Source organism: Mycobacterium simiae, from assembly GCF_010727605.1.
Classification (GTDB): Bacteria; Actinomycetota; Actinomycetes; order Mycobacteriales; family Mycobacteriaceae; genus Mycobacterium; species Mycobacterium simiae.
Genome location: NZ_AP022568.1, coordinates 220,901 through 232,885 on the forward strand (window position 1 = coordinate 220,901; position 11,985 = coordinate 232,885).

10 protein-coding genes are annotated in these 11,985 nt (G+C 64.1%); 1 reads left to right on the plus strand and 9 read right to left on the minus strand.

What is annotated here, in order from left to right; all coding sequences use genetic code 11:
- The first annotated feature begins 3 nt into the window (after positions 1–3).
- Positions 4–1,278 carry a glycosyltransferase gene (locus G6N33_RS00855; RefSeq protein ID WP_044511480.1) on the plus strand — a complete coding sequence of 425 codons (1,275 nt, stop codon included), beginning with the start codon at positions 4–6 and terminating at the stop codon, positions 1,276–1,278.
- Here the strand turns inward: G6N33_RS00855 and G6N33_RS00860 are convergent.
- From G6N33_RS00860 to meaB, 9 genes are all read right to left on the minus strand, one after another.
- Positions 1,275–2,036 (minus strand): class I SAM-dependent methyltransferase, encoded by a 762-nt coding sequence (locus G6N33_RS00860; RefSeq protein WP_044511479.1) that lies wholly within the window; start codon positions 2,034–2,036, stop codon positions 1,275–1,277. The two genes, G6N33_RS00855 and G6N33_RS00860, sit on opposite strands and share 4 nt — an antisense overlap.
- Before the next feature lie 195 nt (positions 2,037–2,231).
- Positions 2,232–3,038: a TylF/MycF/NovP-related O-methyltransferase gene (locus tag G6N33_RS00865; protein ID WP_163771431.1), complete on the minus strand. Its 807-nt coding sequence runs from the start codon at positions 3,036–3,038 to the stop codon at positions 2,232–2,234.
- A 245-nt stretch (positions 3,039–3,283) separates the two neighbouring features.
- Positions 3,284–4,579: a glycosyltransferase gene (locus G6N33_RS00870; RefSeq protein ID WP_101528820.1), complete on the minus strand. Its 1,296-nt coding sequence runs from the start codon at positions 4,577–4,579 to the stop codon at positions 3,284–3,286.
- 205 nt (positions 4,580–4,784) lie between these two features.
- Positions 4,785–6,053 (minus strand): glycosyltransferase, encoded by a 1,269-nt coding sequence (locus G6N33_RS00875; RefSeq protein ID WP_044511476.1) that lies wholly within the window; start codon positions 6,051–6,053, stop codon positions 4,785–4,787.
- Positions 6,054–6,084: 31 nt separating this feature from the next.
- Positions 6,085–6,891, minus strand: coding sequence for a TylF/MycF/NovP-related O-methyltransferase (locus G6N33_RS00880; protein WP_163771433.1), 807 nt, complete (start codon positions 6,889–6,891; stop codon positions 6,085–6,087).
- Between the two features lie 234 nt (positions 6,892–7,125).
- Positions 7,126–8,235, minus strand: a complete 1,110-nt coding sequence (locus tag G6N33_RS00885) for a class I SAM-dependent methyltransferase (RefSeq protein WP_044511474.1) — start codon at positions 8,233–8,235, stop codon at positions 7,126–7,128.
- A 142-nt stretch (positions 8,236–8,377) separates the two neighbouring features.
- Entirely contained in the window at positions 8,378–9,460 is a 1,083-nt protein-coding gene (locus G6N33_RS00890; protein ID WP_044511472.1) for an NAD-dependent epimerase/dehydratase family protein, read from the minus strand.
- 164 nt (positions 9,461–9,624) lie between these two features.
- A complete protein-coding gene (lipL, locus tag G6N33_RS00895; protein ID WP_044511471.1) occupies positions 9,625–10,911 on the minus strand; it encodes an esterase/beta-lactamase LipL in 1,287 nt (428 codons plus the stop codon).
- Positions 10,912–10,974: 63 nt separating this feature from the next.
- A complete protein-coding gene (gene meaB, locus G6N33_RS00900) occupies positions 10,975–11,955 on the minus strand; it encodes a methylmalonyl Co-A mutase-associated GTPase MeaB (RefSeq protein WP_044511470.1) in 981 nt (326 codons plus the stop codon).
- Between the last annotated feature and the right edge of the window lie 30 nt (positions 11,956–11,985).

The window sequence follows — 11,985 nt, forward strand, 5'->3', positions numbered from 1 at the left end:
GCAATGAAATTTGCCCTGGCCAGCTATGGAACGCGCGGCGACATCGAACCTTCCGCGGCTGTCGGCCGCGAGCTTCAACGCCGAGGTCATCAGGTGTGCCTGGCCGTTCCGCCTGGACTGCTCGACTTCGCCGAGGCGGCGGGTCTATCCGCCGTGTCGTACGGGCCCCCGATCGAAGAATTCCTGGACGAGGATTTCCTACGCAACATGTGGACGGATTTTTTGCGCAGCGCGTGGACGATTCGCGGGCCGATCAACCTGGTGCGCAAAATATGGGAGCCCATCATCGCGCACTGGGCGCAGGTTAATAAAACGCTACTAGCACTCGCGGACGGGGCCGACCTGCTTTCCACCGGCATCAACTTCGAGCAAGCCGCCGCCAACGTGGCCGAGCATTACCGCATTCCGCTGGCCACCTTGCATCACTTTCCGATGCGGGCCAACGGCCAGTTGGTCCCCACGCTGCCGGCCCCGCTGGTCCGGTCGTCGATGACCGCGATCGAATGGCTGTTTTGGCGCTCGACAAAGAAGGTCGAAGACGAGCAGCGCCGTGAACTCGGCCTGTCCCCTGCAACATCGCGCTCGCAACGCCGGATCGCCGGCCGCGGATCCCTGGAAATCCAGGGGTACGACGCGGTGTGTTATCCCGGCCTGGCCGCCGAATGGGCGAAATGGGGTGGCCGCAGGCCCTTCGTCGGTGCACTGACGATGGAACTGGCCACCGATGCCGACGACGACGTGGTGTCCTGGATCGCCGCGGGAACACCACCAATCTGCTTCAGCTCCGGCAGCATTCCGGTCGAGTCTCCCACCGAAATGGTGGAGATGATCGGCGAAACCTGCGCGCAGTTGGGTGAGCGCGCTTTGGTGTGCTTCGGCGGCACTGACTTTGCCGACGTATCGCATCCCGACCATGTGAGGCTGGTGGGACCGGTCAACTACGCGACAGTTTTTCCGGCTTGCCGAGCGGCCGTTCACCACGGCGGTTCGGGCACCACGGCCGCGAGCCTGCGCGCCGGCATTCCGACGCTGATTCTGTGGAGCTCGGCCGATCAACCCTATTGGGGGGCGCAGGTGAAGCGGTTGGAAGTTGGTGCCGCCCGGCGCTTTTCGGCTACCACCCGGGCGTCGCTGGTTGCGGACCTGCGGGAGATACTCGCGCCATCCTATGCAACCCGCGCTCGGGCACTCGCCACCCAGATGACCGCACCCGCCGACAGCATTAACCGCACGGCCGATCTGTTGGAGGACGCGGCCAACGGGAAATCGATCGGCTAAGTCGATCCCTGAGCCGGCTTGATCAGCAGCCCCTGCCCGGTGGGCAATGCACAGATCGGCACACCCAATTCGACGGCCAGCGCATCCATCGCGGCACGCTGCTCGTCGCGTCCTCGGTTCGCGTAGTCGTCCAGGAGCACGAAGGCGCCCGGAGTGAGTCGCGGCCAGAAATGGCGCAGCGCGGCGACTTCGGGTGGGGCACAGTTCATGTCGATATGCAGGTAAGCCACCGCCCGTGCCTCGACTTGGTCAAGTGTTTCCGGAACGGCACCGACGATAATGCGGTGGTTTTGCCATTGGGCGAAATTGGACCGGACACCGTCGACCCCGCTGACGTACATGCCGTTGCGCAACTTTGACTGACTGCGCTCGACCTCCCCTGACTGGCGTTCGGTGTCTGTGACAAAGCGCGGATCGATGCCCGCGAAGGTGTCCAGCAGATAGAACGTCTTGCCGAGCCGGTCCCAATCCAGGTGCTCCATGATGGCGCTGCTCAAGAATCCATAGCTGACGCCGCACTCGACGAAGTCGCCGTCCAGCTTGCTCGCGTTCTCCGCCGCCCACAGCCCGACGTGCACTCGCCATTGCCACTGGTACCAATCCGGGTCGGGCAGGGCCCGTGCGCCGCGCTGGTACGCACGCTGAAACGCCGGGTCGTCGAGGAAGGCGTCGTTGTGGAAGCTGATCAGCCCGTCGCTTGCATAGACATCGGGCAGCAGGGCGCGCGCGAGCCAATATTCGGTGCGTACCCACCACATCAAAAGGCGAGTCTTAGCGTCTAGACCGGTTGCCACGGCGGCAACCTTAACACTGGAGTGCACCTCATCTACGCCGAATCGGGCGGCTTGTGCCGCGACGCCGAAAGCAAAAGATGTTCCTAGGCATGGCTTTTAGACGACCGGCGAGTGCCGATCGTGCCTGTGAAACCCCCCGCTTCTACCGATGCGCGATGGTTAGGACTTGCGCCACAGCACGCCCGTGCCGTCGATCTCTACGATCTCGGCGGTGATCCCGTGCTTCTCTCGGTAGTCGGCGACCGCCTGCTCGCACGGTTTCAGCGCGTGGTAGTCGTCGATGATGCAGAAGCCGCCGGAGGACAACCGCGGATACAACGCATCCAAGGCCTGAATCGTCGACTCATACAGGTCACCATCGAGGCGCAACACCGAGATCTGCTCGATCGGCGCATTGGCCAACGTGTCCTTGAACCACCCCGGCACAAAACGAACCTGATCGTCCAAGAGCCCATAACGCTCGAAGTTCGCCCGGACCACTGACTCGGGGATTCCCAGCACATTGGCGTGCCGATCCAACCGAATCCCTTTATCAGCCTTGTAATTCACCGTATCGGGCGGCGGCACCCCCTCGAAGGAATCACACAGCCACACCCGCCGCGTCTGATCCCCGTAGGCCGCCAGCACCGCGCGCATCAAGATGGACGCCCCGCCACGCCACACCCCGCACTCCACCAGATCACCGGGCACGTTGTCGGCCAGCACCGTCTCCACACAATGCTGCAAACTGGTCAGCCGCTGCATCCCGATCATCGTCAACGCATCGGCCGGCCAATCCAGACCCCGATCCCGCGCATGCGCATTGAACGGGCGCTTGCGCACCAACATGAAATTGCGCGTATTGAAAATGGGCCGTCCCAGCCGGTACCAGCCGACCGGCACCAGCTCATCCTGACCGTAGCGGGTCAGGTCACGACGGAGCAGATCAAGATAGGCAGACCGCGCGTCGGTTTCCGTCACGGTCAAAACTGTCCCTTTCCTCGCATACCACTACTCCCAGTCATGGCGCCTAGACGCCCAGCCACGCCACCAATGCGGTTCACGATCTTCCGTCAACCCCCAACGGCGGTTCGAGACATCGTCTGAACGAACCCACAGCATGGTAGCTGAGTACCCGGCGGACGTTCGGCGAATCGAGGTCTGAAGTGCGATTCGACGCCGGGATCGGCCCGACTGGCAAACGTCCGACGTGGCCGACTCCGGCCTTTGTCCTACGCGTGCCGGCGTCGAACAGGAAAACGCCCCGCTTGACCAAAACGCTCGAGGAGGTCGGCGGCGCGGGTCACACTCTGCTGCGCCGTGGTCATCCGGGTGGCGAGTTCGCGGGCACGAAGGGCGTACTCGGGGGCGAGGATTTGGCGCAAATCCTCGACCAACGTCTCCTTGGTCGTCGCGGAAAAACGGCGGCCCGCGCCCACTTTCAGCTTTTTCAGGTGGCCGCCCCAGAAAGGCTGATCGCCAGCGGTCCACAGGATCAGCGCGGGGATTCCGGCGCGCAGTCCGGCGGCCGTCGTGCCGGAGCCGCCGTGATGAACCACCGCGCGGCAGGCCGGGAAGGTCGTAGCGTAGTTCACCGCGCCCACCACCTTGACGTGGTCGAAGTGTGGCACATCGCTGAAGTCGCTCCAGCCGGCACAGATCAACGCCCGCTCGCCCAGCTCTTCGCAGGCCCCGCTGATCATCTCGATGGTGTCGGCCGGCGACTCGGTGACCGGCATGCTGCCGAACCCGAAGCAGATCGGCGGTGTGCCCGCGGCGATCCAAGACAGGACATCGTCGTCCGAGTCCGTCGTCAGGCCCATGGTCAGGGTGCCGACGAAGGGGCGCCGATCCCCCCACTTCGACCATTCGGCGGCCAAGCCTGGGAAGCACACCTCGTCGTACGCCTGAAGTTCCAGCGACCCAAGATTGGCAATCCGGCGAGGTGAGGACGACGTCGTCTTCGGTAGCCCCAGCTTGCGGCGCTGTTCGTCCTCGGCCTTTTTGTTCATCCGCCAAACAAGCCAGTCGTATGCCGTCATGCCGGCGCGGACCAGCGGCGACGGCAGATTCGGAATGAGTTGACCGTTAGGCCGCATCGGGATGTAGTGCAATACCGCCATCGGAATGTCGTAATACTCAGCGACGTTAATGGCGAGGTCCTGGTAGAGCTGGCCGGTAAAGAGCACGTCCGCGCCGGCGGTGAGCGCGGTCAGCGTTGTGCTCATATCGGTCCATGCGCGCAGCACCGGCTCCCACGCTTCGCGCACCATGTTGATCGGCCCGCGGATGGTCCAGAATTCACGGCGTAGATCCGACCAGAAGTTGCGCAGGAATTCGTCGTCCCAGAAGGCCTGCATGTCTGGCCCGTAGGACACCGCGGAGAGCCCTGCGCCCTCCGCCAGGCCGATCAGGTTGGGCGGGATGGCCATGCGAACTTCGTGGCCTCGGCGCAGCAGTTCGCGCCCCGCCGCCAGCGAAGGCTCGACATCACCACGAGTGCCGTAACACGCCAGAGCAAATTTCATCGCGAGGCTAGCTCTATCACCTTCCCGCCGACCTAGGCAAGCTCACAGTAGCCTGTTTACAAGTGGTTCACACCGATCTTCCGCATGTCACACACCGCCGAAGATTTGCCGACGTTGTTGATTTGAGCTGACATCAGCCGATGTAATAGATGCACCAAAGGCGCTCTGTCCATTTGATACTCGAAGGCGCGCGCGGTTTTGCCCCTCAGGCGGGATGCTTTGCGCGGGCAAAGTTCTCCACGAGATCGGCGGCAGTGCTGACACTGTCGGCGGGCTTGGTCATCTGGGCCGCGAGCGCCCGCGCGCGTGTAGCGTACTCGGGGGCGAGTATCTTGCGCAGGTCCGCGACGAGCGTGTCGCGGGTCGTGCTCGAAAAGCGGCGGGCAGCGCCAACTTTGAGCCGCTTGAGCTGTGCTCCCCAGATCGTCTGATTGGGATCCATCGAGAGAATCAACGTCGGAACGCCCGCGCGCATGCTCGCGGCTGTCGTGCCCGAGCCGCCGTGGTGGACGACGGCGCGGCAGGCCGGAAACACCTTCGCGTAGTTGACGGCCCCGACCACCTTGACGTGGTCGAACTGCGGAACACCGCTGAAATCGCTCCATCCGGCGCACACCAAGGCCCGCTCACCCAACTCCGCGCAGGCGCCGCTGATCATCTCGATGGTGTCGGCCGGCGATTCCACTGGCATGCTGCCAAAGCCGAAGCAAATCGGGGGTGTGCCCGCGGCGATCCACGATGCGACCTCGTCGTCGATCTCCGTCGTCAACTCCATCGTGAGGGTACCGACGAAGGGGCGGTGGCCATTCCACTTCGCCCATTCTTCCGCTAATCCGGGAAAGCAGGCCGCGTCATAACCCTGAATTTCCAGCGACTCTCGCTCAGCGATCCGTCCCGCGGACGGGCCGGTCGCCTTCGGCAGACCGAGTTCACGCCGCTGTGCGTCCTCGACCTTCTTGTTCAGCCGCCACGTGAACCAGTCGAACACCCGCATCGCATAGCGCGCCAACGGCGGCGGCAAAAACGACACCACCTGGCCGTTGGGGCGCATCGGCACATGATGCAGCGTGACCAACGGAATGTCGTAATACTCAGCCACATTGGCCGCCGGCTCTTGATAGCTCAAGCCCGCGAAGAGCAGATCGGCTTCCTTCGCCAGCGCCACCAGCGTCGTGTTCATCTGGGTCCAGCACTGATCGCTGAGGTCCCACATCTCGCGCCACAACGTCTTGAGTTGCCGGACCCGCCAGAACCTGCTGAAAAACGAGGTCCACAAGTTGCGGTACACATCCAGCCAGGTTCGTGTGTCCAGACCGTAGGAGACCGCCGGCAGTCCGGCCGCCTCGACAAACTCCATCAAGTCGGGCGCGACTGCCATCTGCACGTCGTGTCCACGGCGCTGCAGTTCGCGGGCGACCACCAGGGACGGCTCGACATCGCCCCGCGTTCCGTAATTTGCCAGCACGAATTTCATTGTGGTTCCAGGCCTTACGGTTGTGCGCCGGTCAGGGCTTGCGCCACAGCACACCCGTGCCGTCGATCTCTACGATCTCGGCGGTGATCCCGTGCTTCTCTCGGTAGTCGGCCACGGCCTGTTCGCACGCACTAAACACGTGGTAGTCGTCGATGATGCAGAAGCCGCCGGAGGACAACCGCGGATACAAGGCATCCAAGGCCTGAATCGTCGACTCATACAGGTCACCATCAAGGCGCAACACCGAGATCTGCTCGATCGGCGCATTGGCCAACGTGTCCTTGAACCACCCCGGCACAAAACGAACCTGATCGTCCAAGAGCCCATAACGCTCGAAGTTCGCCCGGACCTCAGTCTCCGAGACACCGAGCACTCTGGCGTGCCGGTGCAGCCGAATCCCTTTATCCGCCTTGTAGTTCGCCGTATCGGGCGGCGGCACCCCCTCGAAGGAATCACACAGCCACACCCGCCGCGTCTGATCCCCGTAGGCCGCCAGCACCGCGCGCATCAAGATGGACGCCCCGCCACGCCACACCCCGCACTCCACCAGATCACCGGGCACGTTGTCGGCCAGCACCGTCTCCACACAATGCTGCAAACTGGTCAGCCGCTGCATCCCGATCATCGTCAACGCATCGGCCGGCCAATCCAGACCCCGATCCCGCGCCTGCGCATTGAACGGGCGCTTGCGCACCAACATGAAATTGCGCGTACTGAACAGTGCCCGCCCGAGCCAATGCAATCCCACCGGCACCAGCTCATCCTGACCAAAACGGGTCAGGTCACGACGGAGCAGATCAAGATACGCGGACCGCGAGTCGGTTTCCGCCACGGTCAAGATTGCCCCTCTCCTCGCATACCACCACTCCCAGCCCAGGAGCCTAGACGCCCGACCACGCCCGCAACGCGTTTCACGGATTTTCCGTTACCGTCGCGACACGCCGGCGCTTGCCGGAATGCACTGGGCAAACCAATGTGCAAGCACTTCCTCAGCTCTGGTCACGCGCAAGCAAAGATACCGATCGCCGCCAGGAAACGTAAATTCGTGTGGGGCCGCCTTCGAGGTGTCCGCCTAGCGTCCGGGCCTCAGCTTTCCCAAGCCGGTGATCTCGAGGCTGACCGACTTGCGGGAGCCAACGGCGCCGAGCAGGAACAGCATGTCTCCCAACGGCGCTCCCAGCCAGAACCGCCAGAACGGCTTGCGGAAGCATATCGAGGCGAAACGGCCCTCCCCCAGGAGCCAGAAAATAGGAATCGCGACGGCGTAGTAGAGCATGCGCATCCAGCGTGACCGGACCATCTCGATATTCATTTCCATCATTTCCAGGCCCCACGCGCGATAGTTCCATTCCAGCTCGTAGCGGCTCTGGAACTCATAGAACGCCCGCATCTCGCCATTGGTGACCAGATACTCGTCGAAAACAAGGATGGAACCCACCACGAAACGCTCCTTGCACGTTTCCAGGGCGTGCAGGCAACTCTCATAGGTGTCCAAGTCCATGTGGAAAAGCCTGATCGGGGCGCCGGGATGCTCGGCCAGGAACGGGGCCAATGTGTCGTAGGTGCTGCCCTTGATGAACTGCACTTTCCGACCAAGCGCCGCCGGCAGGCCGTCCTCCTGGAACACCACCCCGGTGTCGCGGATGAAGCGTTGAGCAAACGGGTCCGACAGTGAGAAGGTGCCCCGTTTGACGACTTGGTCTTCGAGTTTCCAGTCTTCGACCAGCCCTTCGAAACTGTCGAACCCGTAGACCATGCGACCGCTGGCATCCGAGATCAGCCGTGTGGACCAGCCGAGCCAGACACCCAGGTCAAGCAGTAGTTCGTCGGAATCTCCGAGGGTCGGCCCCGCCAGGGTCGACGCCTCGGTCAGCAGGGTATGTCCAGGGATCCGGTGCGTCCGCAATTCAGCCATGGTGCGGCGGATAAATGCGCGATAGCTCTCGTCATAAACCCTTATGTCGCGGGCATACAGATTGGGGATGTAGCGATCGCGCCCCGGATATACCAGGCGCGCAGCCAAGAGCAGCAAAATGAGTGCACCGAGCACCACCGCGAGGATCGGCGCGAAGAAGCATGCGGCGGCGGTCACGCAAGCAAAGGCAGCCAGGGTGGTCTTCCACAGACGATGAACGGTCGTCCGATCCACTGTCTTCCTATCGACCGCGACACCACCGCCCACCGGTCCACCTCCCTGTTCTCGGGCTAGATTAAGTCCAACCAGCCCGAATTATTGATGAATCACACGATTGCGTGAACAGGCACACGTCCTCACCGGCGCTGCCGATTTTGACGCCGGACGGGTGAAGTGATCGACCGCTCGACTATTTGCTGGGAAAGCTTGCCGTCGAGGCCGATTCGAGACGCTCGCCGATCCAATCAAGGAGCACCCGCAAGCCGTCGTCGAGCGACCATTTGGGGTGCCACCCCAGCTCGCTTTGCGCCGGCCCGATATCGCAACTCGCCGCACGCACGTCGCCATCACGGAATCGCCCGGTGATTACGGGTTGCGGAGCGCCGAAGTGTGCGGCGATCTTGTGGGCCAGCTCGTGAATCGTCGTGGCAATCCCCGACCCGATGTCGAGGCGACGCGAGCCGGTCGCCGGATCCTCCACAACGGCGAAGAGCGCGTCGACGACGTCCTCGATGTAAACGAAATCGCGCACGATGCGGCCATCTTCATAGACGTCAGAGGGGCGCTGTTCGCGGGACACCTGCGCGAAAAACGGGACGACGCCGGTGTACGGATTGGTCAGCGATTGACCCGGGCCATAGACGTTCTGCAGGCGCAGCACGCTCAGGTTGGTGTCGTGCGCGGCCGACCAGGACGCCAGGATGTGCTCCTGGGCCAGCTTGGTGGCGGCATAGATGTTGCTCGGCCGCGGCTCGGTCCGCGCCGCGCAGCTCGGCAGCGACACTGCAGGTTCCCCGCCCGGGCCCGGCGGATCCCACACGCCCGCGACCAGCTGTGCGTGGCTGCGCGCGCCCGGGTAGAACACCTCCGAGCCGCATTGCCAGGCGCCCTCGCCGTAGACGGCCCGCGACGACGCCAGCACCAGCTGCGCAGGCACCAATCCGGCGCGGCTCAGCGCGTCGACCAGCTGGGTGGTCCCCACCACGTTCACCGAGCCGTGGCGCGTCGCGTGCGACAGCGATTGGGCCGTGCCCGTCTCGGCAGCCAGATGGACGATCTGGTCAGGCCGGAAAAGCCGGAGCACGGCATCGCAGTCAGGACCGTGCGTGACGTCGCCGGTGAACAGGCGCACAGCGGACGGCAGGTCCGGCGCCTGCCCGGCCGCGTGCACCTGCGGGTGCAGGACATCCATCACAGCGACATCGTGACCGGCCTTGACCAGTCGGTGCGAAAGCGCGGAACCGATGAATCCAGCGCCACCAGTGATTAGCACGGATGTTGACAAGAGCCGGCATCTCCCTGTGGTCTGCGGAGCAAATGGTTCACCGGCGCGCTGCCGGGAATTGGTCGGGGTCGATCATATCGATGCCCCGCCGTCATTGACCCGATTCCGGCAATGTCTTGCGGAAACCCAGCGCCGCAACGACTTCGACGGCCTCAGCCGGCGACCGCGTCCGCTTCCACGAATGGCGCCCCGAATTCGGTCACGGGCTGGAAGCTGCCTTTGCGCGCCCTTGCCACGCCAATCCGCAGCAGGTTGCCCAACGTAGCCACACCCGAGTGATCCAGCACCAAAAACGGTGACAGCAACCGGTTGTGCACGAAGGAGAACGCCAGCCCGGACGCCGGGTCGGCCCATCCGAACGAACCGCCCATCCCCACGTGCCCGAAGCCGGGCATCATGTTGCCGAACGGCACGGTGTGGTAGCCGAGGTGAAATGACAAGGGCATGATGATGTTTCGATCCCTCTTCAGGCTGCGCCGCCCGGTCAGACCCGCGACGATCTGGCGCGACAAGAACCGGGTGCCGTCGATTTCACCGCCATTGGCGATGGCTCCGTACATCCGCGCCAGGGCGCGGGCGGTCGCCACCCCGTTGGCCGCCGGCATTTCGGCGTCCAGCAACGGGATTTCGCCCTGCACCGCGGCCATCACACCGCGGAAGTACAGCGACCGGAAGCCGCCGGAAAGCTGCGTGGCGACCTTGCGGGCGGCGCAGCCGATGACCGGGTTCCCAATCACGTTCTGCGGCATGATGATTTCGGCGACTCGCGTCGGGGCGCCGACGGGTGGGCGGCCCAGGTGCAAACCGTCGGTGCCCAACGGGGCGGCCAACTCCTCGCGCATCAGCTGGCGCATGCCCTTGCCGGTCACACCCCGCGCCAGGCCGGACATCAGCCAGCCGAAGGTGAGCGCATGGTAAGCCGGTTTGCCCAGCAGGCGCCCGGGCGATGCCGCGGCGAGCCGTTCTTCCATGACGAGGTGGTCCAGCAAGTCTTCCTGGGTCGCTCCGCGCAACCCCGACAGTCCGCCGCGGTGCCTCATCACCTCGCGGACGGTCAGCTTCGCCTTGCCGTTGGCGGCAAACTCCGGCCAGTACTCGGCCACGGGGGCCTCGTAGTCGATCAGCCCGCGATCGGCGAGCCGGTGGATGACCGTCGCGGCCATGCCCTTGGTCGCCGAGAACACCATCGGCGCCCGGTCTGCGGTCCAGGGCACCCGCCCGGCCCGGTCCGACCAGCCCGTCCACACATCCACGACCGGTTGACCGTCGAGATAGACCGCCAGCGCTCCGCCGCCGAACCGACGGCCGGGAAACATACTGGAAAAGCCACGAACGACGCAGGAGAAGTTTGGGTCCGCCGCGCCGAACACACGATGACCTGCGTCATGGACATCGTGGGAGGGGTTCGCGCGGTGATCGACCCCGTTGTCTACCGTCACAATTTTGAATTTACTTTCAATAGGCCGGACACAGGGGCAAACGCGGATTAATTTACCTTTCCGTTAGCGCGACGCTGCGTCTAGTATTTGCTGGGCCGCTAGAGCCGGGGTTAATTCCCCCGCCTTGACCCGCCGTTCCACCTCGGCACGCATTCCGCGCACCGCCGGATTGGACAGCACCCGATCGAGGACGGTGTCGCGGACCAGCTGCCAGGTCCAGTCGACCTGCTGCGCCCGGCGCCGATCCTCGAACTCGCCGGCCTCGGTGAGTACCTCACGATGGCGCTCGACGGTGTCCCACAGCTCGACCAGGCCCGTGCCTTCCACCGCGCTCATCGTCAAAACCGGTGGCCGCCAAAGCGTTTCGCGCGGGTAAATCAACCGGATCGCCGACGACAGCTCCCGCGCGGCCTTGCGGGCCTCGGGTAAGTGCTCACCGTCGGCCTTGTTGACCACCACGATGTCGGCCAGTTCCAGGACGCCCTTCTTGATTCCCTGCAGTTGATCGCCGGCGCGGGCCAGGGTCAGCAACACAAACGTGTCGACCATGTTCGCCACGGCAACCTCAGATTGCCCAACCCCGACCGTTTCAATCAGGATCACGTCGAAACCAGCCGCCTCCAGCAGAATCACCGTCTCGCGGGTGGCCTTTGCCACTCCGCCCAGCGTGCCCGACGTCGGCGACGGCCGAATGTAGGCGTCACCGTGGGCGGCCAGCCGCGACATGCGGGTTTTGTCGCCCAGGATCGAGCCGCCGGTGCGCGTCGACGAGGGATCGACGGCCAGCACCGCCACCCGGTGGCCGCGATCGATCAAGTGCATCCCCAGGGCCTCGATGGTGGTCGACTTGCCCACTCCCGGAACGCCGGTGATGCCCACCCGATGGGCGTTCCCGGAGTCGGGCAGCAGGTTCAACAGCAACTGTTGGGCTTGCTCGCGATGGTCGGCGCGGGTGGATTCCAGCATCGTGATGGCCCGGGGCAGCGCGGCCCGGTCACCGCTGCGAATGGCCGTGGCCAGTTTGTCGATCTTTTCGGCGTTCACGGACCACCCAAACGCGCGAAACTGTAACTG